Source organism: Vibrio sp. Y2-5 (genome assembly GCF_014596725.1).
In the GTDB taxonomy this organism is placed as follows: Bacteria; Pseudomonadota; Gammaproteobacteria; order Enterobacterales; family Vibrionaceae; genus Vibrio.
In genome coordinates, this window is record NZ_JACVEG010000002.1 from 837,818 (window position 1) to 864,439 (window position 26,622).

Sequence of the window (26,622 nt, forward strand, 5' to 3'; positions counted from 1 at the left end):
GAACAAGGAGAGTTGTTGTCTATAATATCTTTTATTAAATAATTTTTTTGTTTGTTAATTTTGGTCTTGTCTATTTTTGTGTGGTGATTCGCATTTTAAAATAGTTGCATTATAAGTGTATGAGATATTATGAGCGGTCAGTTTATAACAGTTTTAGTTCGTTGTTTTCCTTTTATTGCTTGGTTGCCGCAAGTAAAAATGGACGTTGTAAAAACGGATTTATTAGCGGGATTAACTGGCGCTGTGATCGTTATGCCTCAAGGCGTAGCGTATGCAATGATCGCGGGTCTTCCTCCTGAATATGGTTTGTATACTGCAATTATTCCCGCGATATTGGCGGCTTTATTTGGGTCCTCAAATCATTTGATATCGGGGCCGACTGCCGCTTTATCCGTTATTGTTTTCAGTACTATTAGCCAGTTTTCTGATACTGGAACCCCTTTCTATATTCAGCTATGTCTTACTCTGACCTTCTGTGCTGGCATCGTACAGCTGTTGATGGGCGTGATGAGAATAGGAGCTGTAGTCAATTTTGTTTCTCATTCGGTTGTGATTGGGTTTACTGCTGGAGCAGCGGTTGTGATTACCGTTAGCCAATTGAGGCATGTACTCGGTCTAGACTACTCTTCGGCAAATACGGCGATTGAAAACCTATGGTTGGTAATACTACACCTTGATCACCTTCAGGTTTTCTCATTGCTCATCGCTCTGATAACCATCGCGAGTTGTATTGTGGCGAAGCGTTATCTGCCTTCTGTTCCAAATATGCTAGTCGCGATGGTAGCGTCAGTCCTTGTCGCTCTTTTGTTTACTTACAATGGCATTGAAATTGATTACGTCGATCAGATTCAAAGCTCAGTGCTTAAGCTTTCAGCTCCAGAACTGGATCCAGCAATTATCGGAGAATTGTCGGGTGGGATTCTAGCGGTTGCATTATTAGGTCTGGTTGAAGCCATCTCAATTGGTCGTGCTGTAGCTTTGAAATCAAAGCAACGTATATCCAGCAATCAAGAATTCATCGGCCAAGGTATTTCGAACGTAGTCGGGGCATTTTTCTCCTGTTATATGTCTTCAGGCTCTTTTACCCGCAGTGGCGTGAATTTTAGTAGCGGAGCCAGAACGCCACTAGCAGCAGTATTTGCTGGGTTAATTTTGCTATTGCTGATGCCAGTTATGGCTGAGTATGTCAGCTATATTCCGCTCGCTGGCATGGGAGGCATCTTACTAGTTGTTGCCTATAACCTCATTGATATCCCTTACATCCGCTCGATCATTCAACAAGACAAGAAAGAGTCTGCAGTCTTAATAACGACTTTTGTTGCAGCCATTGTTTTACACCTCGAATTGTCTATCTACGTAGGCATCTTGATGTCGATGTTCTTCTATCTGAGAAAAACTTCTCGACCTGTTGTCGACAAAGTAACGCCTATCGAACTGGATATTGAAAACGCAAATTTTTCGGACACGCAGATCGTCAGAATCAACGGTTCTATTTACTTCGGTTGCGTAGAACATCTACAGAGAGAACTGGACGCTATTGAAGCGAAACGACTCATTATTTTAGGAAAAGGGATCAATTTTATTGACCATCTTGGCGTGCAAATGCTGGTTGAACTCACCACTCAAGGTAATCGAGAAGTCTATTTCTGCCATTTTAAAGCGAACGCTAAACAAGCATTGCTTCATGGTTCTTCCGTTTTCAAAGAAAACCATTTCTCAGAGCGCCTAACCTCACTTTTGGCAAGGTAGCGAGTAGATGTGCATTGATAATCGGTGCCCGAGAAGTTGGAAGGTTCGAATTTTACATTGTTTAGAAGGATATTGAGTCACTATGAAAGCAACCCAGTTTGATGAAATTGAGCATCCCCACCGTCGTTACAACCCTTTGTTAGGTGAGTGGGTGTTAGTTTCTCCGCATCGTGCAAAGCGTCCTTGGAGTGGGCAACAAGAAATGCCAGCAGCAGAGGTTTCAATCCGTTATGACAAGTCATGCTTTTTATGTGCAGGTAATGAGCGAATCAGTGGTGATGTGAACCCAAACTATACAGGTACGTTTGTGTTTAAAAACGATTTTGCTGCTTTAACAGATGACACACCGGAAAAGGACTCTACGGATGACCCTTTATTCAAGCTTCACAGTGCAAAAGGCGAGAGCCGCGTTATCTGCTTTTCTCCAGATCACAGTCGCACATTGGCGGAACTTTCACACACTGAAATCGAGCAAGTCATTGCAACCTGGGTTAGAGAAACGAACAGCTTAAGTAAGCGTTATCCATGGGTTCAGATCTTTGAGAATAAAGGCGAAACCATGGGATGCTCACAGCCTCATCCTCATGGACAGGTTTGGGCGAACAGTTTCATTCCTACTATGGTGAGTAAAAAAGACCATCATCAAGCAGACTATTTTGGCAAACATGGCTCGCCGCTACTGCATGACTATGTTCACCGTGAACTGCAAAACAAAGACCGTGTCGTTGTAGAGACTGAACATTGGGTTGTAGTGGTGCCTTACTGGGCTGCTTGGCCTTTTGAAACACTTGTTTTGCCAAAACAAAAAGTGAGTCGAATCACGGACCTTTCTGATGAACAACAAGCCGATTTGTCCATCGCTCTGAAAGCGATCACTACTCGCTATGACAATTTGTTTCAGTGCTCGTTCCCGTACTGTATGGGATGGCATGGCGCTCCTTTCTCATTGGGCGATAACTGTGAACATTGGCAGGTACATGCTTCATTTTTACCCCCTCTTTTGCGTAGCGCTACAGTAAGAAAATTCATGGTGGGTTATGAGATGTTTGCTGAGTCTCAAAGAGATTTAACGCCAGAGCAAGCAGCAGAAAAACTCCGCGCTGTAAGTGCAGTTCATTATCGAGAAAAGCAAATCTAAGTTATTCAATTTAATCTATAAAGAGTGTTCACTATGACCGAGAAAGTATTTCTGCGTCCATTGCCATCTGCGTTGGACGAGCAGAATGTTGTTAATCATTTACCTACTGTTGTGGAATCGATTCGTCGTAATATCGCCAAAATTGGCGAGCGTAACCCTAAAATAGGTACGGCATCAAACCAGTGGGATTACTGTGATCAATTTGATTGGGTTTCGTCATTCTGGACTGGCGAGTTATGGCTAAGCTACCAAATGACAGGCCAAGAAGTCTTCAAGAACAGCGCTAAACAGCGTAAGAACTACTTTGCTAATATGCTTCTAGACCCGTTTTGGTTGGATCATGATTTGGGCTTTCAATACAGTCTAAGTTGTGTCGCAGATTACAAACTTACTGAAGATGAAGAATCGAAAATGATGGCATTGAGAGCCGCTGATCATTTGATTCACCGCTTCAGAAAAATTGGTGGTTATATTGTGGCATGGAATGATACCCATCCACTTGGTCCACAAGTGACGCTGGGTAAGTCAATCATCGATTCTCTACAAAATACAGCATTGTTATTTTGGGCTTCTGAGATCACAGGTTCTCCTGTTTATGCCAACGCAGCAAAGCGTCATAGCGAAACGCTAGCGGAGCATATTGTCCGGGATGACTTCTCTACCTATCACTCTTTCAACTTCGATCCTATTACTCAGCAACCATTGAAAGGTGAAACATTCCAAGGCTATGCAGATGACTCTTGTTGGGCACGTGGCCAGTCTTGGGCTATTCATGGTTTTGCTCAGACATATCTATATACAAGAGATGAGAAGTTTTTAGCGCTGGCAAAGAAACTGGCTAAGTACGCGACGGATCGTATTACTGATGATGGTGTGCCCGTGTGGGATTACCTGCTTCCAAGTCATGAAATTCAATACAAAGACAGCTCTGCAGGGGCCATTACTGCGGCTGGCTTACTGCTTATCGCTCAATGTATTGAAGACGAAGAAGAAGCCAAAATGTACCGAGAGTGGGGGTTGTACCTACTTCAAGGCCTGATGAAGCAGTGTGACCTTACACATGATGAAAGTGCGCTTGGTTTACTGGCTCATGGAGCCTCTTTTGTCAAAGTCGGTCTATGCGACAACATGCTTCCTTATGGTGACTACTACTATCTAGAAGCGTTAATGCGTGCGAACGGATATCAGAACTTCTTCTGGTAAATCCTCTGATTGTCTTCACTTTTATTTTTTGATTTACGCGGGCAAGTCTGCCCGCTGATTTAACGTTTTTGGAGTTTGAACATGAAACAGGTTTCTTCAACCAAAGGGCACATGACATTGCCTGTTGAGGTTGGACAAGAAGACGTGGTATTGGATTTATACCAACGTTGGCAAGCGGACGCATTACGAGACAGTGATGGCACTACTATGCCGGAATCATTAGCAAAGCAAGATAGCGATATTTACTCCGTCGTGTGTTTGGTTCGTGCTGACCAACAGTTTGCCAATCAACACCCTGAATATTTACACCGCAAATATCTGATGTCATTTCCGGCCACAGCAATGGCCGAGACGCTTGTTATCCAGCCTCTTGATGGCTATAGCAAAGACAAATATGAGCTTGATGATGACAGTGACCCGAAATGCTGGTGGGAAGTACGCAACCGCACGTTGAATACGGTTATCGATGTGTCAATGTGGGAATTTGACGCTGCAACTCAACAAGTGTTGATTAAGCAGACACAGCCATACCATGAATACACAGTCACCTTTATGGCTCGTCAGGTGTGGGACAGCGTATCTATGTACAACGCGCTAACTAATGATTGGAAAGGCCCTCGTATTAAGAGCTTGGATCCTTATCATCCTGAGTGTCGCCAACATTTAATTAAGCACTTTGCTCAATGGTTGGATGAACATCCAAACACAACAGTAGTGCGATTTACGACTTTCGCATTCCTGTTCGTGATTGATACTGGCGAGCAAAATCAGGATATCTATCGCGACTGGACGGGTTATGGTGAAACCGTCAGCCCACGAGCATTAGAGGATTTTGCAAAGCGTTTTGGTTACCGTTTATCGCCAGAAGATTTCGTGGATGCGGGTTATTACAACGGCACCTACAAAGCACCATCAAAGCGTTATCAAGATTGGATGACTTTCGTTCAGGAGTTTGTGGTTGATTTCGCGGCTGAGCTAGTCGAAATGGCACACAAAGCAGGAAAGAAAACCGCCATGTTCCAAGGTGACCACTGGATTGGTACTGAACCATTTTTAGAAAGCTACCAAAACATTGGTCTTGATATCAACATTGGTGCGGTAGAAGACGGGGTGGCACTCCGTCGATTAACCGACTCCATGGGAGAACAAACCCGTGAAGCGCGTTTTTATCCTTATTTCTTCCCAGATGTTTTCCGTGAAGGTAATGATCCTGTTGTTGAGTCGATGTCTAACTGGGTGAAAATTCGCCGAGCGATGTTACAAAAGTCTCTGGACAGAATTGGTTACGGTGGCTATTTGTCATTAGCCAACAAATTTCCGCATTTTATTGACCATGTAACTGAGATATCACGTGAGTTTGGCGATTATCTGCAACACACACAGGGAACGGAATCTCAAAAGTTACCGGGAAAAATCGCGGTATTAAGTGCTTGGGGTAAGGCTCGCAGTTGGCTGCAAAACCAAGCTAGAGATCAACGTTTCTACGTTCCGCCGCGTCCAGATGTGATGGAGTTTGTAGGCAACAACTTGTTGGAGTGTTTGGCAGGTTTGCCATTTGACGTTGAGTTCATCAGTTTTGACGACATTATCCAAAACGGTATAAGTGAAGATATCAAGGTTATCATCAATACGGGTGATGCCAACTCTGCATGGAGTGGTGGTGAATGTTGGGACAATAGTGAGGTGCTGGTCGCCCTGCGTAAGTTTGTCGGCCAAGGTGGTGGTTTGCTTGGGGTGTGTGACCCTTCCGCGTTTCAGAAAAATGGCCGCTATTTCCAACTCGGAGACGTATTTGGTTTAGAGAAAGAGACGGCACTGACCATGGGCCGCGTTGCCATGCCGTTGTCGATTGCAAAAGAACATTACCTAAGCAAATTCGTCACAGATGAACTGGATTTTGGCAACCCTAGCTACGTATACCCACAGGCGATCGATATCGCGGTATTGGCTGCTCAAGGCCAGCATCTCGCTCTAACTGCGCGCACTTATGGTCAAGGACGCTCGGTATACATGGGTAATCTGCCATTCAATATGAAAAATGCCCGTTTGCTACAGCAAGTATTGATATGGCTAAGCCACAATGAGACACAGCAGCATGCGTGGTTGTCAGACTATCCAAATGTTGATGTCGCTTATTATCCGCAAACTGGCATGGTTGCTGTCGTTAACTACGTAAGTGAGCCTCAGCAAGTGACGGTATCTAACGCTAAAGGCGAGTTAGTGAATGTTAGCTTAGACGGTTATGAATGGAAGTGGATCTCCAACTAACCTTTCACTAAACAGTGAATAAACATAAAAAAGGTGCATAATAATGCACCTTTTTTATGTATATGACTGCTGATAGTTACGTTAATCACTGCCTGTGATTAACGTAGCGTTTTAACGAGTCTTCCCACTCTTAATTGACTCATCCAGAAGCTTTTGCATTTGCTCTACTTTTTCCGGCATAGCGTCAGCAAGGTTGTTTAACTGACCAATGTCGTCAAGCAGATCATACAGCTGAGCCGATGACATATTGCCTTTTTCATTACCAGTGTACTGACAAATGAAGTCGTCATCATGCGGTGGAATATAGGCATAACGCTGGTCGCGAAACACTTTTTTATACTGCATCCCTTCCAGTACCATACTTTCGCGTCCATCAGGATCGCGGCCGATTAACGCTTCGAGTTGTTGTTCGCTATCTGGGGCTTCGTCTTCTGTCAGCTCGTAGCCGATGATTTTAGCCAGACTATGGTAGAGATCGACCTGGTTGATCAATGCATGACTGTGTTTTTCATTGATGGTTTCAGGCCAGCGAACGATGAATGGCACGCGAGTACCGCCTTCAAAAAGACTGTATTTCCCGCCACGTAAAGGTCCCGCCATTTTATGCTCGCCATTGAGCTCTATTGCCTGATCCTTATAACCGTCATTAAGCACAGGACCATTGTCGCTAGAGAAAATGACGATGGTATTTTGCTTAAGTCCCAGTTCTTCAATTTTGTTAAGAACCTGACCAATGCACCAGTCCATTTCTACGATGACGTCGCCACGCACACCATGTGGGGTAGCGCCTCTGAATTTAGGATTTGGAATACGTGGCACGTGTGGCTGGTGCATCGCGTAATAAAGGAAAAACGGCGTGTTTTGGTTTTGCTCTATAAATTGAATCGCCTTATCTGCGAATCGCTCGCCCATGGTTTCGTCGTTCCAAACCGCAGATTGTCCACCGCGCATATGACCAATCCGGCTGACGCCATTAATGATGGTGCCGTCATGCCCATGGTCATACATCACGTCGAGCAACTCTGGATGGCTACGCCCATTGGGCACATCAGAAAATGCTTTGTCCCAGTCGTAGGTCACTTCAATCGGGTCGTTAGGGTCTAGGTTTTCGACATTGTGATTATCGATATACACACAAGGTACACGGTCATTGGTGGCTGCCATGATAAAGGATTCATCGAAACCAACATCATTCGGTGTGCCTGAAATTGGTTTGTTGAAATCAAGGTTGCCGTCACCCAACCCCAAATGCCATTTGCCCACAATACCGGTGTTGTAACCTTGTGTTTTGAACATTTTTGGCAGTGTTGGCTGATCTTTACTGATGATTTGTGCTGCGTCACCGGGTAACACTGCTGCGTTAGGGTTTCGCCAAGGATAACTGCCAGTCAGCAAACTATAACGAGAAGGAGTACAAGTTGCTGCAGTGGCATAACCTTGATGAAACTTAATGCCTTCGTCGGCCAGTTTATCGAGATTTGGCGTGGAAATATCGTTGGCGCCATAGCAACTCAGGTCGCCAAAACCTAAGTCGTCGGCATAGAGAATGATGACATTAGGAGGAGTATTGTTCATTAACAGTCCTTAGAATGCGGATAAGGTAATATATCGTTTAGAATTTTCAGCTCTGCCCAAGGGTCTTGGATACGAGCCAGTTCTGCAGCAAGTTGTGAAAGTAGTTCTTGAGTGAGAGAAGCGGATGCTTGCCAAGCGATGTTGGCTAACTGGTAAGGGTCTCTCTTGTTATCGAATAATAAAATGCTGTCGAGCTTAAGCTTGCGGTCGATTTCCAAGGCAAAGGTATAACGGTCAGTCCTAATTCCTCTGCTTTGTGGGAAGTAGCTAACTACTTTGCCATTCTCATCTTTTTCGCCATCTAAATTGCGAATGTAAAGGGCGCAGTTTGAGTGAGGACTCTTTTTATCATCGGTAATACTCAATGCTTTGCTTTGGCCTGTGATGTCGGTTGGTACTCTTTCTTTGAGGCCCAACATATCCAAAACAGTGGGCATGATGTCGGCGCTGTTTAGAAAGGTTTCAGACACTTTCGGCAGTTTTTGCTCAACATACTTAACCAAAAACGGTACGAGGAAAGCCTCTTCAAAAATAACGTTTTTTGCGTCTGTCAGACCTTGGCTACACAAGGTTTCACCATGATCGCTGGTAAACACAACGATGGTGTTATCCCATTCTCCAATCTCTTTTAGTGTTTCAATAATTCGCCCAAATTGCTGGTCAACCCCGCTTACGTTGGCGAAGTAGTATCTCGCGCTTGCAGCTTTATCTAAATCCAGTTTGGCGTTATCACGCACTAAAAGCTGTTCATCAATACAGGATTCGTAGAGCTTTAAGTCTTGCTCACGGCAGTCTTCCAGGCTTTGATATGGGCTATGTGGAGGGTTCATTGAAACAAATAGCGCAAATGGACTGCTCGGGTCTCTTTCTGCATTTTCATTTTTTAAATAAGCGATCGCTTTGTCTGTTTCATGTTCAGCAGACCAAGTGCCAGGTTCATGTCTCACGCCGTCAGTATCGTAATAGTGTGGGTTACGGTGTTCGTCAAAGGTTCCGTAACCATACCAGTAGTGAATGCCGTGCCTACGTTGTGGCTCTGTATAGGAATCCCATGCAGGGACTGATGAATCGACATACTCTCCGGGTTTATCGGGTGCATTGGGCGTTGGCAAATCGAGATGCCATTTACCGATATAGCCAACGTGGTAGCCAGACTGAGCCAGAATGTCGGTAAAGCAAGTTGCACTAGCCGGGAGGTCAGAAATTACTCGATCAGAATTACAGTTAAGTGGAACGCCACTTCTATTTGGATACTGACCCGTGAATAAGCTTCCTCGATGAGGGCTGCATACTGGGCAATTGCTTACAGCATTCGGTAATAAATAGGCTTGTTGAGCAAATTCATCGAGGTTAGGTGTATATACGGGGTCAGGTTTTCCAGAACAATGTTCTTTAAATAATAATTCATTCCACAAACTCATCGACATTTGTCTGAATTGATCCGGAAATATATAGAGTAAATTTGGCTTATTCATATAGACAACTTATGTATGAAAAATAAAGGGATTTTATAACGATTTAATTAGGTGTTTTTATGGCATTTTTTTAACTTACTCGCAAACGATAAATTAATAATTTGTTGCCCATATTCTTATCTACCTTGTGAGTTTATTGCTTTAGAATTTTCATAATCGAACACAGTGAATTGACTAACATGCATATCTTTACATCGAAACCAGCAGCCTTAAATCCATTTCATGTACTCATAAAGCCAATTGGCCCCATTTGTAATCTTGACTGCGACTACTGCTTTTACCTCAATAAGACAGACTATTTTCCAAATCAAAATCGTTTTGATATGAGTGACGAACTTTTAGAAGCACATATTAAGGGATACATCGAAAGTCAGCCACGCGGCACGGTAGAGGTGACGTTTGGCTGGCAAGGTGGAGAGCCGACTCTGCGCAGTATCGACTTTTACAAGAGAGCTATCGCTTACCAAAAAAAGCACAAACGAGAGGGCATGACAGTGGTGAATACACTACAGACCAATGGTGTGCTCATAGACGATGATTGGGCTCAGTTCTTAAAACAGCAAAGGTTTCTTGTCGGTATCAGTCTTGATGGCGATGAAGAACTGCACGATCATTACCGCAAGCATCGTAATGGAAAAGGATCTTACCGACAGGTATTAAGAGGGCTGCGCTGTCTTCAAAAGCACGATGTGGAATACAACGTCTTAACCGTGGTTCAAGCAAATAACGGCAATCATGGCAGAAGGGTGTATCAACATCTCACTTCATTGGGAGTTAAGTTCATTCAATTTATTCCTATTGTGGAGGCTGAGAAAGGGAAAGGAGTGACAGATAGAACTGTCGAAGCAAAACAATTTGGCCGCTTCATGATTGAGGTATTCAACACTTGGCGTGAAAACGATATCGGTCGCGTGTTTGTCAGTCATTTCGATAATGCTTTGGGAATGTGTTTGGGGATGCCGTCATCAATCTGTGTCCATTCCCCCAAGTGTGGAAGCAACTTAGTGATTGAGCACAACGGCGACGTATACAGTTGTGATCACTTCGTATATCCAGAGTTTAAGTTGGGTAACATTACACGCAGCGACTACCCAGATCTGATTGAAACACCCATTCAACAGGATTTTTCTCAGGCAAAGCAAAAGTCGAGCGAACTTCACTGTGCTCAATGCCCACAACGCTACTTGTGTCATGGCGCTTGTCCTGCGCAGAGGATAAATCAAAACGGAGAGATCGCTTTTACAGAAAAACATTACCTGTGTGAGGGATACTTGATGTTCTTTTCCTTTATTGAACCGTATTTAAAAGCGATGGGTGAGTGTTTAAGGCAACAATTATCGGTGATTTATTACTCACATTTTATGAAAGAGCAAAAATAATTAACATTGAAGGGCGTTAATAGGCTTTTAAAAATGTGCGATGTACTTAATGGTTTTGGGGCTTCCACTTTTATTAATTTCTGATTCGTTAAATTGTTATTAAGAGTTTTTATAAAGCGGTTAATTAATTTTTCGTTAAAAATTGCGATGCAATCGAAAAATAATTGAGGTGAATAGGTGGAGTTATGACTCAGATATCGAAAATATAAAAAGTCGTTTTAATAATATTAATTCGTGATATTAAATTATTTCCAACAAAGCAGCTTATTTAACTGAGTGATTATTTATAATGTCTGTATGCTGGAAAAATTTAACTGAAAATGACAATTTGTTTGCAACTCGCCAGAGTGTTGAGGAACTAGCTAAGAACGTGTTGCATCAACACGTGATGATTATTTCAGACCAAGTTAAATTAGATGTTCAAGTAAATAGTGCTGCTCATTACACACGTCAAACAGCAGATATCGAATATGTGTGTCGCTTGTTATGGTTGGCTGTCCCAGCGAAGAATATCCATCCTGAAATCAACCACTTGCTAAGCCAGCGAATTATTGATGGAACCACACCTGACTCAACTGAATTTTGGCAATATGCCAAGGACTACGACCAACGCGTTGTCGAGATGTCGGCCATCGCTATGGCGCTTGTTGAAGCACCAGAAATATATTGGCAACCATTAACTGAAGAGCAAAAGGCAAACTTATCTGAGTGGCTGCTATCGTCTACTTACATCGCACTTCCACCGAATAACTGGTATTGGTTTCGAGTTCTCATTTTGGAATCTCTGGCATCGTTGGGTATTGCCATTGATACAGTGAATTTAGATGCGGGTCTTCAATCTATTGATGATATGCAGCTTGAACAAGGCTGGTATGAAGATGGTGCCACAGGTGTTATGGATTATTACAACCCAATGGCATTCCAGCTTTACGCTCTTATGTATTGCCGATGGAACCCACAGTTTCCGAAGGCAGAAGTACTGCTTAGTAACGCATTAGAGTTTGCTAAGACTTATATTGACTGGTTTGACGTAGAAGGGCGTCAACTCGCCTATGGTCGTTCGTTAAACTACCGTTTCGCTGCGTTAGCGTTTTGGGCTGAACTTGCCAGAGTCAATCCAGAACATGCTGACATTGGTTTATGGCGCACGCTGTGGACTCGCGGTATGCATTGGTGGGCGGATCAGCCTATTTCAGACAGCAACGGTATGCTTCTTCCGGGGTTTGCTTATCCCAACTTATTAATGAGTGAATTCTATACCAGTTCAGTATCTCCGTTATTGGCGTTCAAAGCGTTTAATGCATTAGCGATGGAAGATACACACCCTTTCTGGCAAGCCGACGTGACATCGCTTTCGCACTCAACGCAGCCACAATGGGTAAACGACAGACACCTTCAATGGCGCAACGGAGGTAGCTATTTACTAACCAATGCTTCTGGTAGCAATGAACTCAGAGAATGTGGCGACAAGTACTACAAGTTTGCCTACAGCTCCGCTCATGGTTTTTGCATTGATAGCGTACGTTGGATAAATCAAGGCTGGGCGGGCGATAACATTCTAGCGTTTCAGCATCCGGATACCATGCAATGGTATAGCAGACCACGGAATATTAAAGCTTACCGTGATGGCGATACTTTAGTTTCTGTCTGGTCACCATTCAATGGTTGCCAAGTTACTACCTATCAGACCCTCCAAACCGCTCATGAAATTCGGGTTCATCGAATTACGAGCGATCGAGAGCTGTCATTCCTTATGACTGGATATTGTGTGGACGAGTGGCGAGGCTGGTTTAGTCACGCTGCCGCCGCACCTTCTCGAATCGAATCCAGCAAATTATTTAGTGAATTACGTTTGGTCAAAGGTCAGGGGCAAGCGTGTTGTTACCCATGTGCCCCTAACACCAACGTCATTTATCCGCATTCCAGTGTTCCAGCTATTTCAGGTGTTATCCAAGTTGGTGATACGGACATCGAAGTACACGTTCTGGCAGGAAGTGTGTGAGTGTCATACATGTAATGTCTTGAATTTATTAAAAATGAAGCAAAAGTTCATCTTATGGAGTTAAATATGATTAAAAGCAATAAGATCCCCCATTTAGGGAAAGCCGCCGTTGCTGTCGCAGCCGCGCTATCTTTCTCTAGTTGGGCTAGCTCTTATAATGAAGCGCCTCAACTCGCTGAATTAGTGAAATCGGGCAAGTTACCAAAAGTAGAACAACGTCTACCTGAGAACCCACTTATCGTTGAGCCTAACGAGTCTATTGGTCAATATGGCGGCACGCTAAATTTGGTCGGTAAGGTGGTTGATAACGGTCACCGTACTCGTACCATTGCTTATGACAATTTGTTTAACTTTGATACAACCTACTCGAAAGTTATTCCTAACCTAGCAACCAGTTTTACTTCAAATGAAGAGAACACTGAATTTACGATTCACTTGCGTAAAGGTGTTAAGTGGTCAGATGGTACTCCTTTTACTGCTGAAGATATTGCATTCTACATCAACGATATTGTTGGTGACCCAGAGCACTCTGGGAACCGTCCTTTGGTTCTGCCGAGTCATGATTCTGCAAAAGCAGAAGTGTTAGACACTTACACGGTAAAAATTACACTGGCTCAACCAAATGGCTTATTTATTCGTAGTTTAGCGACAGTAGATAGTGAAAGTTATACGGCATTCCCTAAACACTACTGTTCTCAGTTCTTACCTAAGTTTAATGATAAAGCGGTAGAAAATGCGAAATCGGCGGGCTTTGATTCATGGCGCCAATATGCATCAACTAAGTGTGAAGCCCATTACTTTATTGAGCATTATGCCAACGTTGATCGCCCTGTTCTGACGGCGTGGAAAGTCACAACTCCTCCTGGTCCAAACGCAAGCTATGCCGTATTTGAACGCAACCCTTACTACTGGCAAGTGGATACAGAGGGTAATCAGTTACCTTACTTGGATGCAGTTCGTTGGCGCTACAGTGAAGACCAAGAAGAGATGGTACTACGCGCAGCAAATGGGGAAGCGGATTATCAGCACCGTCATATCGGGCAGACTTCTTATCGCTCATTGCTGATTGAGAATGAGGAGAAGGGCGGTTACAGCTATGAGTTCCGTCCGAATACGCAAAGTACAGAGTTGGCGATTGCTCTTAACCAAACAGTGAAAGATCCGCTTAAGCGCGAACTGTTCCAAAACAAAGATTTCCGTATTGCACTTTCACACGCTATTGACCGTGAAGAAATCAGCGAAACGGTTTACTCAGGTGCTGTAGAAGCTTATCAGGCTGCACCGCTAAGTATTTCGCCGTTCTATGATGAAGAAATGGCGAAGCAATACACGGAATTTGACCTCAAAAAGGCGAACGAAATTCTGGACTCGTTGGGTCTAACAAAACGCGATAGTGAAGGCTACCGTTTATTAAAGAATGGCGAGCGTCTACGCATTGAAGCTTTGTCTAAAGTTTCGAACAAAGGTGTATTGGCCGATTCTCTAGAGCTTGTTAAGAACCAATGGAAAGCGGCTGGTATTTTCTTGGATATCCGTGTTCTTGAAATTAACCATGTGATCAACTTGCGTCTGACTAACGACTTCGACCTTATCCCAATTATTGGTGATGGTGGTGTTGGTATTATTGACGAAGCTCGTTTCTACTTGCCATTTAGCCCAGAGTCTACTTGGGGATTGGGTTATTACCTATGGGCAAGTGAACCTGATAATGAATATGCCGTAGAGCCACCTAAGCATATCAAGCATCAAATTGACTTATGGAATAAGTTGAAGCAAACGTCCTCCCAGGAACAGCAACAGAACTACATGAAAGAAATCATCCAAATTGCTAAGGATAATTTCTATGTAATGGGTACTGTCGAAGCGATGCCTGCAGGCGTTGTTGTTAACAATAAGTTGCATAACGTTCCAGAAAACATGCCGCAAAACTATAACTTCCCAACACCGGGACCAATGCGTATGAGCCAACTTTGGAAAAACCAATAATCAATAGCTTTATTTAAACTTTGCCCCACTAGGCAGTGGGGCATTTCTATGGTTTTTGATTGCAATTATTAAATTTATCAGTGGTGCGTTGAGGCTGATTTTGTTCTCTCAATAACAGGTTTAACGCATCCTTAAACGCTATTTAGAGTTTGATGTCACTATTAAGGAACAGTAATGAGCAGTTTTTTTCTGTTTGCAGGTAAGCGGCTAGTCTCGATACTCGTAACACTTTTGGCCGTGTCAATTGTAGTGTTCGCTGTTATTGACCTTCCTCCGGGAGACTTTGCTTCTGCCAAAATTGCCGAGCTTCAATCGATGGGGCAAACGGTCGATCCGCAAATGATTTTCACCATGCGCGAAATGTATGGCTTGGATAAGCCACTGTGGGAGCGTTATTTGAATTGGATGACGGGTTTATTAGTGGGTGACCTTGGTATCTCGCTGACGACAAACCAATCGGTATGGACGACGATTGAACCTCGAATCTGGCCAACAGTGTCGCTTGCCGCCGCGGTTTTTTTCTTCCAATTTCTAATCGCTATTCCAATTGGTATGTATTCGGCATTACGTCAGTATTCTTGGGGAGACTATGTGGCAACCATTTTTGGTTTCATTGGTATGGCTACACCTAACTTTGTTATTGCAATCGTCGCACTGCTAATCGGTTACTACAGTTTTGATACAGTGGTTTCCGGCTTATATTCTGATGAATATCTTGACCAGCCTATGTCTTGGGCAAAACTGCTGGATGCGGCTTCAAGAAGCTGGATTTATATTCTTGTCGTCGGTACTGCTGGTATGGCCGGTATTATTCGTATCATGCGTGCAAACTTGCTTGATGAGTTAAAAAAACCGTATGTAAAAACGGCCCGAGCCAAGGGACAAACAGAAGCAAAACTCATTTTAAAATACCCAGTTCGTATCGCTGTGCTTCCGATCGTTTCAACTATTGGTTGGATGCTTCCTGCTCTCCTTGGTGCTGACATCATTGTTAGCCAAGTCATGAACATCCCAACTCTTGGTCCTCTGATGCTTGCATCATTGCGTTCACAAGACATGTTTGTCGCGGGAGATGTTTTGTTGATCATGTCTATTCTCACCATCATTGGTACCTTGATTTCTGACCTTTTACTGTACTGGATTGACCCTCGAGTACGTGTTGGCGTTGCGAAGGAGTTTTAATTATGACTACGTCTGCTATTCGTAATCTTGGGCATTTGTTTAAACGTCGCAAGAAAACGATTGATCTAAGTACGGCTACTCAATGGCAGCTTATTGGCATGAAAATGCGTCAGCACAAGTTGGCATGGTTCAGTTTGAAGTTTCTGATGATTGTTTATGTGATTGCTGCGTTTGCTGAGTTTTTTGCGCCGTTTGATCCAAGTGATAACTGGAGACGCTATACCTACGCTCCACCACAATCGGTCAGTTTGTTTGAAAATAGTCATGATGGTTGGCGTTGGGCACCACATTTAGAATTTTATAAAAGTGAAACAGATAAGCGCACCTTAAAGAGGCATTATCAGTTAGACCCAGAGACTAAAGTTTACTTTTCGTTTTTTGGCAAAACAGAGTCTTATGAACTGATGGGCTTTATCCCAATGAGTTATAAGTTCATTGTTCCGCATGACATCAAACAACCTTTCTTTATCTTAGGTTCTGATCGTATGGGACGAGATATGCTGTCGCGTCTTATTTATGGTGCTCGTATTTCATTGTCTGTAGGTCTGATGGGGGTATTCACAACATTTGTTCTGGGTATTTTGATCGGTGGTGTATCGGGTTATTTTGGCGGCACTATAGACAACGTTATTCAACGTACGATTGAGTTCATCAAATCGATTCCAACACTTCCGTTATGGATGGCACTATCGGCGTCTTTGCCTGCCGAATGGAGTTCATTAACCAAGTACTTCTTAATCACCATCATTTTGGGTTTGGTTTCATGGCCGGATATGGCGCGGGTCGTCCGAAGCCGCTTTATGTCTCTTCGTGGTGAAGAGTATGTTGCGGCGGCTTGGCTTGATGGCAATAGTCCATTCGAAATCATTCGTCGATATATGGTACCCAATTTCATGAGTCACATTATCGCAGTCGTCACTCTCGCGATTCCTATGATGATTTTGGGAGAGACCGCACTGAGCTTCCTTGGCCTAGGTCTGCAAGCTCCAATGGTGAGCTGGGGGGTACTGCTTCAAGAAGCCCAAAACATTCGAGCTTTGGCCGAAGCAACTTGGCTACTCATTCCTGCAGTAGCGGTGATTATAGTTATTCTGGCGATGAACTTCGTTGGTGATGGTCTGCGTGATGCTTGTGACCCATACCATGATCAGGGAGCAAAATAATGAACGATAAAATCCTACAAGTTAAAAACCTCAATGTGAGTTTTCCAACCAGTATGGAGCACTTCCATGCAGTTAAAAACGTGTCATTTGACTTGTTTCGTGGCGAAACATTGTCCGTAATCGGAGAGTCAGGTTCTGGTAAGTCGGTAACTTCGGCTGCAATTATGCAGCTATTGGACAAACCGGGCCGAATTGACTCTGGTGAGATTCTTTATACTACTGAGACTGGTGATGTCATCGACATTACGCAAATGGATCCACGTAGTAAGAGTATGCGCTCCTTGCGCTGCTTTAATTTCTCACTGGTCTCACAAGAACCTATGGCAGCATTGAGTCCAGTGCATACCGTAGGCGACCAAATTAAAGAAGTATTGTGTTTAGTTGACCCAAGTATCACAAAACAGCGAGCGCACATTCGAGCGATTGAACTGCTTGAACAAGTACAGATGCCAGAGCCATCAAGTTTAATTAACAAGTACTCGTTTGAATTGTCAGGAGGTCAAAGGCAGCGGGTTGTTATTGCGATGGCGATTGCTTCACGCCCGGACATTTTGATTGCAGACGAGCCAACAACGGCACTTGATGTTACCACGCAAGCAGAGATTTTGCAGTTGTTTAAAAAACTCCAAGACGAAATCGGTATGGCAATTTTGTTCATTACACATGATCTTGGTGTGGTTGCTCAAATTTCTGACCGAGTTGTGGTGATGGAAAAGGGCGAAGTGGTCGAATGCGGAAGTATTCGCCAAGTTTTTGAGCGTCCTGAGCATCCCTATACCAAAAAGTTGATGGAAGCGACGCGATCCCTAGAAAAACCTTCGAAAGTGAAAGTGCCATATCGCTTGCAAGAAGGTAGCGATGTTCGTCCAATTCTGGATTTGAATGGGGTAACGAAAGTTTTCCATAAGCCTGCAAAAATGTTCAAGGAAAAGAGTACGATGACAGCGGTTGATAACGCTCATCTTAAACTGTATCCGGGCGAATCGTTGGGAATTGTAGGCGAATCGGGTTCGGGTAAAAGTACTCTAGGACGTGCCATACTTGGCATGTCTCCAGCGACATCAGGCACGATTCAATATGTTGATGAAAAAGGCAACGTTGACATAGAACTATCGGGTTACAAGCGTGTAGTACGTGACCCGCTGTTTGCGGATCTTCGATTGATATTCCAAGATCCTTGGTCCTCGTTGAACCCACGCATGACAGTATTCGATATCATCGAAGAGCCGTTAATTAAATTGCGCACTGAAATGAACAAAGCGGAACGTGAAGAGCGTGTCCGTAACATCATGAAGTGGGTTGGGTTGCCACCTCAGTTCTCTAGCCGTTATCCGCACGCATTCTCGGGTGGCCAGAGGCAACGTATTGTCATCGCTCGTGCTTTGGTCACTATTCCGAAAGTGGTGATTGCAGATGAAGCGACGGCTGCACTGGATGTATCACTACGATCTCAGGTATTGGATTTGCTTATCGAGTTCCAGAACGTGTATGGAACGGCATTCATCTTAATAACTCACGATATTGCCACTGTGAAGTACTTTTGTGACCGGGTTTTAGTGTTACAACACGGAAAAATCGTCGAGCAGGGAGCTGTGGAACAGGTGATATTCCATCCTGAACAGGCTTACACACAACAGCTAATTGCAGCGGTGCCCATTGCAGAGTTAGCGCCTGAAATATCAATTTAATTCTATTATGCAAAGCCTTCTCATTAGGAATATTGAGAAGGCTTCTTTCGTTGGAGATCTGGCATGAATATTTGGCACAAAATGTCTATTGTTGGTAGGTTCTATTTTGTCACTAGCCTTTTGCTTGTAGTCATTACAGTGATAGGTGGTGTTGGCTTCTGGCAGAGTCAGAAGCTAACGGAGCAATTAGATTACATTGGCAAATTTTCTATGGATGATCTGTCTCGTCTTTCGGTAGTTGAAACTGAGCTAGTTGAATTAGAAGATGACATCGTTCATTTTGATACTGACACTTGGAAAGAGATCAGTGAACACGTGCTGGTTCATGTTAGTTTTTCAAAACAAGAGGTCGCAAAAATAGACACTCAACATGAAGGTTTGAGTTTAAATTGGGTGGTACCAGAAACGTTTGAACAAGATTTAAAGCGGTTGATGAACCTGATGGAAACTCATGGTGAACTGATATCAGAACACCAAAAACATATGCAAAACTATCGCTTAGTTTCTTCGCAAGTTAAACGATTTATTTATACGTTAAGCGCTACAGAGAAAGATATGAACAGCGCCATGAAGGTGGAGAACTTAAGCAGTCGTTTAGACACTCTTATGTTCAATACAGATAAGGCATTGGACTCAACCAGTCTTGAAGAGGTTGAAACATTTTTCGTCAAGAATAAAAACGTGGCTAACCAAATCGTAGCAATGGTTTCGGAGCTTGTAGAACGTAACAGTGTGTCGAAAAGAAATCTTAAGTTGATTGAGTCACTACTAGCGCACAGCACACAGAATGATGGTGTCGCTTTTAATCATTTACAGATGATCCAGTTGTCAGCCGAAGAGAAAAGCATTACTAAAAACCTTTCTCTTTATGTGCGAGAACAAATCAATGTTTTAGAGGCGTTTAGAGATGTTTTAATCACTGAAGCCCAAAACAAGGTTTTGGAAGTAAAAGAGCAGCAAAGTCGTTATATGTTGCAGTTAGTCGCCTTCATCACCGCCGTCGGATTGCTATCTTTGGGGCTTGTGATCGCTACCTCTCGAAACATCCAATCTGGGCTAAAGGCGCTTAGAGCCGTTTTAAATTCGATGGCAAACCGAGACCTGACACTGCAAGCAACCTATAACAAAAGTCGAGAGCTAGCATGGTTGGCTAAGCATGTAGAATCGGTTCGTGAATTGCAATGTGGTTTATTAGGGCAACTGCAACAGTCTTCTCTGACACTGAATGAGGTCGTGGAACATAACAGCGAGCACGCGCGCCAGACCGAGCAAACACTCAAAGAACAAGTTGTGCTAACCGACGAAGTAGCCTCGTTAACAGAAGAAATGGAAGGCGTTATTAAGCATGTAGCCGAGCAGGCTAAAGCGACAAGTGACAGAATGACATTAGCCGTCGATGAGTCCCTAAAGGGGTATGAACATATCAAGCTTAATGATCAGTGCATTGCCTCAACGTCGCTGTTGCTCGATCAAGCGGTAGAAACGATCGACCATTTAGTAAAAGACGCCAAGCACATAGAATCCGCCCTTGCAATGATTGAAGAAATTGCAGATCAAACGAATCTACTCGCATTGAATGCGGCGATAGAAGCCGCTAGAGCTGGGCAACATGGTCGAGGCTTCGCCGTTGTTGCTGATGAAGTTCGCCAATTGGCGACCAACACAACACGCTCAACTAACGGTATTTTGGGCAATATTCAATCGCTGCAAAAAAGTGTTTCTCAATCGGTGCTCCTAATTCAGCAATGCAAAAGTAGCATGGTGGAAGCGACACACAGTTCGCAAATCTCATATGATGCGGTGAAGGAAGTAAAATTGTGCATTGATACTGCTGCCGAAATGTCACATGCGATATCGGTTGCAACGTCGCAACAGCTGACTACAAGTCATGTGATGGTAGAAAAGCTGGCAGCAATTAAAATAAGTGCTCAAGGTAATACCAAGAGCATCGAAGCTCTTTCCAACAGTGTCAGTGAGATCAAGCAAGTGTCTTCTAAACAACGAGACTTAGTCAGTAACTATGTCATCTGAATAAAAGTAGATAATGTTGATGAAACTGCATGTAATTTCTTGACTAAATAAATTTTTTTGTTGAAAAGACTATGAAAATCACTAAAACGGTTCAGATTGATGATTAATTGTGAAAAAAGATAACTGAACCCTATTTTTTTTGAGCACATTATTTTAAATTAGCGAGTGGACGTTTAGTTGTTTGGAAACGTGTTTTAGTTTTTTTGAAAGCTGCTCTAGGCGGCATTCTATCTGAATCGAGCTCATGCCAACTGCTTATTGGGCGATTAAAGAGTATGTCGATAAAAATGAATTTGAAGAATAGGTAAGACAAGATGACAGCTGACAAGCAACCCGAATCTGTTTCATCCGTATTAAAGACGTTTGGTATTTTACAGGCACTTGCGACGCAAAAAGATATTGGCATCAGCGAGTTAGCTCAAAGATTAATGATGTCTAAAAGCACGGTATATCGTTTTTTGCAAACAATGAAGTCTCTTGGTTACGTTTCTCAAGAAGGGGAAACCGAGAACTATGCGTTAACGCTAAAACTGTTTGAACTTGGTTCAGCAGCTCTTGAGTACGTTGATTTGGTAGAGATTGCCAACATTGAAATGCGACGTATCTCTGACCTGACGATGGAAGCCCTTCACTTGGGTGCACTGGATGGAGATAGCATTATCTATGTGCATAAGCTGGATTCTAAATACAATTTACGTATGCAGTCTCGTATAGGACGCCGTAATCCGCTTTACTCCACGGCAATTGGTAAAGTATTGCTGTGTACTCGCCCAGAGCAGGAAGTTCGAGACATTCTGTCTGAAGTGGAGTTTGTTCAAACCACAGAACGTACGCACAAAGATGTGGATTCTTTGCTTGTAGAGCTCGCGCTTGTCAAAGAACAAGGTTTTGCAGAAGATGTGGAAGAACAAGAAATTGGTCTACGATGTATTGCCGTTCCTGTATACGACCGTTTCCACCAGGTGATCGCGGGTTTGAGTATTTCTCTTCCAACAATTCGCTTTACCGATGAAAAGAAAGTTGAATATGTCACTGAGTTGCATGCCGCTGCTCGACGTATCTCGAAGAAATTAGGCTGCGCTGATTATCCGTATGCAGACTAATTAACAAGTTATAGTAAAAAGCCGTGTGTAGACTTATCTATGCACGGCTTTTTTACTTTCCGCTGCTTGAATATTGAACCGAATCTTGCAATCAACTATTGCAACCGCACCGTGAATTGAATTTACCCAAACCTTGGACAGAATCTCACTCTGGACTGACATTTTTCTTATGATGATTTGGCATTGTACTTATATGTTTGAGTGATATTTTAAGAGATTTACATGGAATTCTGTCAAGAAGATCGAAGAGCCTTATATGATGTGTGGATGTCGCAGAAAGCGAAAATGCATCTTACCCAAATGGAAATAACCAAACGCCTTGGTGTAAGCCAAGTGGAGTTTTCAAATCTTTTACGTGGTACCGAACCGTTATCCATGTCATTCGTGACAAAGTTCTGTAAACACCTTCATGTTGAACCTGAGAATGTATTGCCAACTTTGAGGCAGAAAAGTGGGAGAGGGGAATCCGTCATTTATCTGCAGAATCGAGTCAGTGTGGATGGTGAGATTCAGAAAGTGCACGTTGAAGGCAATCAGGTCATCATTGAATATGTGCATGTGGCGAAGTAGTCGTGTGAAACAGAGTGAATTGAGCGACTAGATCGCCCATAAAAGCCAGTCATAAAGGCTGGCAAGGAGATCGACGAATGGCTATTTCTAGGGTGTTGTTATATCGTTGTTTTAAAAATATTTATTAGACGATGAAGTCTTTGCGCATTGGCGTGAAATTATCGAGCAAGACGCCTTTTTCCAAGCAAACACAACCGTGCATTACGTTTGGAGCTTTGTAGAGTGCGTCGCCCGCTTTTACGATTTTCTTTTCATCACCAATAGTGAATTCGAATTCGCCAGAGAGTACATAAGTGAGTTGTTCGTGTGGATGGTTGTGTAGAGCTCCCACCGCACCTTTTTCAAAATACACTTCTACACTCATGATATTTTCGCTGTATGCAAGGATTTTACGAGAAATCCCATTGCCCAGATCTTCTAACTTCACGTCTTTGTTGTATACGAACATAGTTTGCCCTTACCTATATAACTTCTGATGGAATTGCTGTTTTCTTTTCGTCTCTAACCAAGCGATACATAGTCAGCAAGTTCACACAAATCAATGTTGCTTCAAGCATGGTTCCACCAATCGAACCGACGATTATATTGTTGATTAACCAGCAGATCCCCCCAGCTAAGAAGGCAATGCGCATGGCTATCCCTCTAAGCATAAATACAGCGAATGTCCCTATCACTGTCCCCACAATCGGCCACATGTCCCACCAGTGATTTGAGATGCTTAATCCTAAACTCAGGCCTAAAACTATAAATAGCACGGCGACATATCTAGACGAAGTATAAATAGATGTCCCGGTTCTTGTTGCTGATAAAGCGGCACTTAATGCTGATGTCATTGAACCGAGCAACAAGTAATGCAACAGATGGTTGATATTAAAAATCAGCATTATGATTTTCAATTTACGGTCATCTTTTTGATAAAACGTTGAAATACCTAAAGCAAAACTGACTAACCCTAAAGCCTGAGCAAAAGAAATGTCCATCAAACTCACACACCCGTTAGGTAATAGAAAACTGAGCGAAAAATTGTAATTTTTACTCAGAACCTTTTTAAAAAGGACATCGCTTGGTGCTTACCTTTTGGCATGCTTGGCGAATCATTTTTTCAATTCACACTTTCAACTAATGCCTTTCAAATGAATGCATAATAAGTACTTAGCACCTTATCGGAAGTGTTAAGCATCAGTCTCTGAGTGTTTTATTGCTCGTAAGATATACAAAAAATGAACTTAATACAATTAAAAATAAAACACCTTTTCAATAATGTGTTGATGGTTAACTTTTGAGTTAAGGCATAGTTAGAACATCACTTATCTTCTCGGATAACAAACGATGTTCTGAAATACTGTCGTATCTGTAACCGCTTGATAGCCATGAGCTTGATCTGCCATGAAGCGAATACTTAGCCCTTGAGTTAAAAGGTGCCACTGCCCCTCAAAATAGAGATTTAGATTGCCGCTGAGAACGTGCACATGCTCTATTACCCCTACATCATGGGCTTCCGACATCTGTTGATGTTTGTCGGTTAAGGTGATTTCGAACATTTCAAATCCGGCGTCTTCCTTAAAGGGAAACAAAGTCTTTACTTTCATTTTTGGATCTTCAGGAAAGGTCATTTCGCTACTTCTTAGCTCTGGTTCGTCAGCAAAGAAAGCAGAAAATGACGTTTCTAAGCCACTGGCTATTTTCCAAAGTGTCGAAATGGTGGGGCTTGATTCACCTCTTTCAATTTGCCCAAGCATGGCTTTTGATACGCCAGTGAGTTTTGAGGCAGCATCTAAACTCAACTCTTTTTTTGCTCTAAGCGTACGTAAGTAGTTCGCTATCTGAATTTTGAAAATGGTGTCATTCACAAATAAATTCCCGTTGTGCGCTATAACGCACGATGATATTCTCGACTTCGTACGTTATAACGCACAAGTATGAAAATTTCTAGGACAAGGAAATCAAATGCAAAAGGGAAGATTTAATTTAAGCCACGTGTCGGCAGGCTTTACAGCAGTTTTAGTGGGTTACACGAGTTCGGTGGTGATCATTATTCAAGCTGCAACGGCTGTTGGTGCAACGTCTGTTGAAATAGAGAGCTGGTTGCTGGCTCTAGGTTTGGCAATGGGCATCACTTCTATTCTCTTTTCTTGGTATTTCAAGAAGCCAATCTTAACGGCATGGTCAACGCCGGGTGCTGCCATGCTTGTAGCTGCGGTCGGACAATATGAGATGTCAGTCGTGTTAGGTGCATTTGTCATTTCTGGCTTATTGATCGTATTAACGGGATTAATATCACCACTGAGTAGAGCACTGGCGAATATTCCTCCACAACTGGCGACTGCGATGTTGGGCGCTATATTGCTTTCGTTCTGTGTGAAAACTTTTAGCCCGGTAATGACAGACCCTACGATCTTCTTTTGTATGTTTGCAGCGTTTTTAGCGGGAAAACGATTTTTACCTCAGTACACCATGGCTATATTGTTGATTGTTGGCATCGTCTATTCAATTACTAGTGGTGCATTCGACAAGCAAAGTATTGATCTGACTTTTGCAAAACCAGTATGGATTACTCCAAGCTTCAATATCACAGCCATGATTAACCTTAGCTTTCCGCTTTATATCATCACGATGCTATCCCAGAACCTACCAGGCATTGCTATGATGAGATCGCATTCGTACGATGTTCCGGTCAAACCGTTGCTTTTGGGGAGTGGTATAGCAAATATGCTGTTTGCCCCTTTTGGTGGTTTTAGTGTGAATTTGGCGGCTATCTCTGCAGCTATTTGTATGAACAAAGATGTTGATGAAGATCCTAGTCAAAGATATAGAGCTGTGATTTGGGCGGGAGTCTTCTACTTGGTTGCTGGTATTTGGGCAACCACGGTTGTGGCAACTTTCCTTGCTCTGCCTAAGGAAGTGACGCAAATTCTCGCCGGTCTTGCTCTGCTAGGTACCTTGTTGATGTGCTTTCAGACGGCTTTTAAAGAAGAAAATGTTCGCGAATCTGCGTTGTATACATTTCTGATTACCTTGTCTGGAGTGACATTTCTTGGGATTGGTTCAGTCGTTTGGGGATTAGTTGTTGGATTGCTGCATCTACACTTTATTGCCAGAAAAGTTTAGAAGTCTATTACAAAGCTTGCTGTTTACGAGAGTTTGTATCGGTTTAAATTTATACAAGAACTACTGCTCAATGGTCTATCACAATATTATGTGCATTGGTGTTCCAAGCCATAATATTTCTTAATATTGCTATTAATTGAATTAATACTAGAAATTCCTAGACGCTACATCAACAAGTTAGCTAGCATTATTAAAGATTAGTGTGTCTGGTTATCTATGTAATGTATCTGCCAGTATCTATTGAAACAGCGAATGGTTGGAGAACCGCCGTGAGTGTAAAGTTAAATCCTAAATCGATACTTTTTACGTTTTTATTTATTATCTTTCTTCTTGTTGTCGCCAATTTAGCGGGTGTGTTTGCTCGTTTTTATCTGCATTTTCCTCATATTAAGAGCTTTATTCGACTTGTTGATGTCGATACAGAAATGAATATTCCAACACTCTATTCATCATTTGCAATGTTTGTTGCCAGCGCATTGCTTGCATTGGTTGGCTACATGCACCGAGTGAAAAGAGAGTCCAGTTTTCCTTGGTTTGGATTGGCATTTATCTTTATCTTTTTATCGATAGACGAGTCATCAGAATTTCACGAAATGTTGGTCGGCCCAGTGAGGGAGACTTTGCATACCTCAGGTATTTTCTATTTCGCATGGGTGATTCCATATGGAATTCTGGCCATTGTGTTGGGCATTGCCTACTTTCGATTCCTGCTGAATTTGCCAAGAAACATACTAGGATTATATGTGCTTTCTGGCGTTGTTTTTCTATCAGGGGCGCTAGGGCTTGAACTAGTAGGTGGTGTGATCGCACAGAAATCGGGAACGGAGTCATTCATCTACGCTTTGAGCTATACCTGCGAAGAAACGTTAGAAATGTTGGGTATTGCGCTTCTTATCTATACGACGGCTCAATATATCGTTCAAGTTTTCCCAGGCACTAAGCTTGAATTTGTAGAGTCAAAATAAAATACTATTTACCTATGTCTAGACCCCTGTTTTCAGT

The 26,622-nt window shown here is 42.9% G+C and carries 20 protein-coding genes; 15 read left to right on the top strand and 5 right to left on the bottom strand.

Annotation, left to right across the window (positions count from 1 at the left end):
* Positions 1–129 precede the first annotated feature (129 nt).
* The 4 genes from HUO09_RS08940 (at position 130) to gnpA (ending at position 6,358) form a co-directional block, all read left to right on the top strand.
* Positions 130–1,749: a SulP family inorganic anion transporter gene (locus tag HUO09_RS08940; protein ID WP_188233718.1), complete on the top strand. Its 1,620-nt coding sequence runs from the start codon at positions 130–132 to the stop codon at positions 1,747–1,749.
* An 82-nt stretch (positions 1,750–1,831) separates the two neighbouring features.
* Positions 1,832–2,887: a galactose-1-phosphate uridylyltransferase gene (galT, locus tag HUO09_RS08945; protein ID WP_188233719.1), complete on the top strand. Its 1,056-nt coding sequence runs from the start codon at positions 1,832–1,834 to the stop codon at positions 2,885–2,887.
* 33 nt (positions 2,888–2,920) lie between these two features.
* Positions 2,921–4,090, top strand: coding sequence for a glycoside hydrolase family 88 protein (locus HUO09_RS08950; RefSeq protein WP_188233720.1), 1,170 nt, complete (start codon positions 2,921–2,923; stop codon positions 4,088–4,090).
* A gap of 81 nt (positions 4,091–4,171) precedes the next feature.
* On the top strand, positions 4,172–6,358 hold the full coding sequence (gene gnpA, locus HUO09_RS08955; protein ID WP_188233721.1) for a 1,3-beta-galactosyl-N-acetylhexosamine phosphorylase: 2,187 nt from the start codon (positions 4,172–4,174) through the stop codon (positions 6,356–6,358).
* Positions 6,359–6,469: 111 nt separating this feature from the next.
* Here the strand turns inward: gnpA and HUO09_RS08960 are convergent, their stop codons facing one another.
* Together HUO09_RS08960 and HUO09_RS08965 are read right to left on the bottom strand one after the other, a co-directional pair.
* The gene (locus tag HUO09_RS08960; protein WP_188233722.1) at positions 6,470–7,933 is read right to left on the bottom strand and encodes an arylsulfatase; all 1,464 of its coding nucleotides are present in this window, start codon (positions 7,931–7,933) and stop codon (positions 6,470–6,472) included.
* Positions 7,933–9,408 carry a sulfatase gene (locus tag HUO09_RS08965; protein WP_188233723.1) on the bottom strand — a complete coding sequence of 492 codons (1,476 nt, stop codon included), beginning with the start codon at positions 9,406–9,408 and terminating at the stop codon, positions 7,933–7,935. The genes HUO09_RS08960 and HUO09_RS08965 overlap by 1 nt, the downstream gene beginning before the upstream one ends.
* A gap of 179 nt (positions 9,409–9,587) precedes the next feature.
* On the opposite strand from HUO09_RS08965, the gene HUO09_RS08970 reads away from it, so the two are divergent.
* From HUO09_RS08970 to HUO09_RS09010, 9 genes are all read left to right on the top strand, one after another.
* The gene (locus HUO09_RS08970; RefSeq protein WP_223159351.1) at positions 9,588–10,787 is read left to right on the top strand and encodes an anaerobic sulfatase maturase; all 1,200 of its coding nucleotides are present in this window, start codon (positions 9,588–9,590) and stop codon (positions 10,785–10,787) included.
* A gap of 289 nt (positions 10,788–11,076) precedes the next feature.
* On the top strand, positions 11,077–12,789 hold the full coding sequence (locus tag HUO09_RS08975) for a DUF2264 domain-containing protein (RefSeq protein WP_188233725.1): 1,713 nt from the start codon (positions 11,077–11,079) through the stop codon (positions 12,787–12,789).
* A 66-nt stretch (positions 12,790–12,855) separates the two neighbouring features.
* Positions 12,856–14,775 carry an ABC transporter substrate-binding protein gene (locus tag HUO09_RS08980; protein ID WP_167411389.1) on the top strand — a complete coding sequence of 640 codons (1,920 nt, stop codon included), beginning with the start codon at positions 12,856–12,858 and terminating at the stop codon, positions 14,773–14,775.
* Between the two features lie 174 nt (positions 14,776–14,949).
* Positions 14,950–15,957: an ABC transporter permease gene (locus HUO09_RS08985; RefSeq protein ID WP_167411390.1), complete on the top strand. Its 1,008-nt coding sequence runs from the start codon at positions 14,950–14,952 to the stop codon at positions 15,955–15,957.
* A 2-nt stretch (positions 15,958–15,959) separates the two neighbouring features.
* The gene (locus HUO09_RS08990; protein ID WP_188233726.1) at positions 15,960–17,120 is read left to right on the top strand and encodes an ABC transporter permease; all 1,161 of its coding nucleotides are present in this window, start codon (positions 15,960–15,962) and stop codon (positions 17,118–17,120) included.
* Positions 17,120–18,808, top strand: a complete 1,689-nt coding sequence (locus HUO09_RS08995) for an ABC transporter ATP-binding protein (RefSeq protein WP_188233727.1) — start codon at positions 17,120–17,122, stop codon at positions 18,806–18,808. The genes HUO09_RS08990 and HUO09_RS08995 overlap by 1 nt, the downstream gene beginning before the upstream one ends.
* Positions 18,809–18,871: 63 nt before the next feature.
* Entirely contained in the window at positions 18,872–20,839 is a 1,968-nt protein-coding gene (locus HUO09_RS09000; RefSeq protein WP_188233728.1) for a methyl-accepting chemotaxis protein, read from the top strand.
* Positions 20,840–21,153: 314 nt separating this feature from the next.
* A complete protein-coding gene (kdgR, locus tag HUO09_RS09005; RefSeq protein ID WP_167411394.1) occupies positions 21,154–21,942 on the top strand; it encodes a DNA-binding transcriptional regulator KdgR in 789 nt (262 codons plus the stop codon).
* Positions 21,943–22,164: 222 nt separating this feature from the next.
* Complete coding sequence (locus HUO09_RS09010) at positions 22,165–22,512, top strand: helix-turn-helix transcriptional regulator (RefSeq protein WP_167411395.1); 348 nt, start codon at positions 22,165–22,167, stop codon at positions 22,510–22,512.
* A 124-nt stretch (positions 22,513–22,636) separates the two neighbouring features.
* Here the strand turns inward: HUO09_RS09010 and HUO09_RS09015 are convergent, their stop codons facing one another.
* The 3 genes from HUO09_RS09015 to HUO09_RS09025 all read right to left on the bottom strand — a co-directional run bounded on the left by HUO09_RS09015 (position 22,637) and on the right by HUO09_RS09025 (position 24,362).
* Positions 22,637–22,960: a cupin domain-containing protein gene (locus HUO09_RS09015; RefSeq protein WP_188233729.1), complete on the bottom strand. Its 324-nt coding sequence runs from the start codon at positions 22,958–22,960 to the stop codon at positions 22,637–22,639.
* Positions 22,961–22,973: 13 nt separating this feature from the next.
* Positions 22,974–23,492: a YgjV family protein gene (locus HUO09_RS09020; RefSeq protein WP_188233730.1), complete on the bottom strand. Its 519-nt coding sequence runs from the start codon at positions 23,490–23,492 to the stop codon at positions 22,974–22,976.
* A 327-nt stretch (positions 23,493–23,819) separates the two neighbouring features.
* Positions 23,820–24,362 carry an XRE family transcriptional regulator gene (locus HUO09_RS09025; protein WP_188233731.1) on the bottom strand — a complete coding sequence of 181 codons (543 nt, stop codon included), beginning with the start codon at positions 24,360–24,362 and terminating at the stop codon, positions 23,820–23,822.
* 97 nt (positions 24,363–24,459) lie between these two features.
* On the opposite strand from HUO09_RS09025, the gene HUO09_RS09030 reads away from it, so the two are divergent.
* Both HUO09_RS09030 and HUO09_RS09035 read left to right on the top strand, forming a co-directional pair.
* Positions 24,460–25,620, top strand: a complete 1,161-nt coding sequence (locus tag HUO09_RS09030; protein WP_167411399.1) for a benzoate/H(+) symporter BenE family transporter — start codon at positions 24,460–24,462, stop codon at positions 25,618–25,620.
* 269 nt (positions 25,621–25,889) lie between these two features.
* Positions 25,890–26,585 carry a hypothetical protein gene (locus HUO09_RS09035; protein ID WP_188233732.1) on the top strand — a complete coding sequence of 232 codons (696 nt, stop codon included), beginning with the start codon at positions 25,890–25,892 and terminating at the stop codon, positions 26,583–26,585.
* Positions 26,586–26,622 lie beyond the last annotated feature (37 nt).

What these genes read in the sequence shown, in the direction of transcription:
- HUO09_RS08940 (WP_188233718.1), top strand. Translation starts at nt 130, where the DNA reads ATGAGCGGTCAGTTTATAACAGTTTTAGTTCGTTGTTTTCCTTTTATT.
- galT (WP_188233719.1), top strand. Translation starts at nt 1,832, where the DNA reads ATGAAAGCAACCCAGTTTGATGAAATTGAGCATCCCCACCGTCGTTAC.
- HUO09_RS08950 (WP_188233720.1), top strand. Translation starts at nt 2,921, where the DNA reads ATGACCGAGAAAGTATTTCTGCGTCCATTGCCATCTGCGTTGGACGAG.
- gnpA (WP_188233721.1), top strand. Translation starts at nt 4,172, where the DNA reads ATGAAACAGGTTTCTTCAACCAAAGGGCACATGACATTGCCTGTTGAG.
- HUO09_RS08960 (WP_188233722.1), bottom strand. Translation starts at nt 7,933, where the DNA reads ATGAACAATACTCCTCCTAATGTCATCATTCTCTATGCCGACGACTTA.
- HUO09_RS08965 (WP_188233723.1), bottom strand. Translation starts at nt 9,408, where the DNA reads ATGAATAAGCCAAATTTACTCTATATATTTCCGGATCAATTCAGACAA.
- HUO09_RS08970 (WP_223159351.1), top strand. Translation starts at nt 9,588, where the DNA reads ATGCATATCTTTACATCGAAACCAGCAGCCTTAAATCCATTTCATGTA.
- HUO09_RS08975 (WP_188233725.1), top strand. Translation starts at nt 11,077, where the DNA reads ATGTCTGTATGCTGGAAAAATTTAACTGAAAATGACAATTTGTTTGCA.
- HUO09_RS08980 (WP_167411389.1), top strand. Translation starts at nt 12,856, where the DNA reads ATGATTAAAAGCAATAAGATCCCCCATTTAGGGAAAGCCGCCGTTGCT.
- HUO09_RS08985 (WP_167411390.1), top strand. Translation starts at nt 14,950, where the DNA reads ATGAGCAGTTTTTTTCTGTTTGCAGGTAAGCGGCTAGTCTCGATACTC.
- HUO09_RS08990 (WP_188233726.1), top strand. Translation starts at nt 15,960, where the DNA reads ATGACTACGTCTGCTATTCGTAATCTTGGGCATTTGTTTAAACGTCGC.
- HUO09_RS08995 (WP_188233727.1), top strand. Translation starts at nt 17,120, where the DNA reads ATGAACGATAAAATCCTACAAGTTAAAAACCTCAATGTGAGTTTTCCA.
- HUO09_RS09000 (WP_188233728.1), top strand. Translation starts at nt 18,872, where the DNA reads ATGAATATTTGGCACAAAATGTCTATTGTTGGTAGGTTCTATTTTGTC.
- kdgR (WP_167411394.1), top strand. Translation starts at nt 21,154, where the DNA reads ATGACAGCTGACAAGCAACCCGAATCTGTTTCATCCGTATTAAAGACG.
- HUO09_RS09010 (WP_167411395.1), top strand. Translation starts at nt 22,165, where the DNA reads ATGGAATTCTGTCAAGAAGATCGAAGAGCCTTATATGATGTGTGGATG.
- HUO09_RS09015 (WP_188233729.1), bottom strand. Translation starts at nt 22,960, where the DNA reads ATGTTCGTATACAACAAAGACGTGAAGTTAGAAGATCTGGGCAATGGG.
- HUO09_RS09020 (WP_188233730.1), bottom strand. Translation starts at nt 23,492, where the DNA reads ATGGACATTTCTTTTGCTCAGGCTTTAGGGTTAGTCAGTTTTGCTTTA.
- HUO09_RS09030 (WP_167411399.1), top strand. Translation starts at nt 24,460, where the DNA reads ATGCAAAAGGGAAGATTTAATTTAAGCCACGTGTCGGCAGGCTTTACA.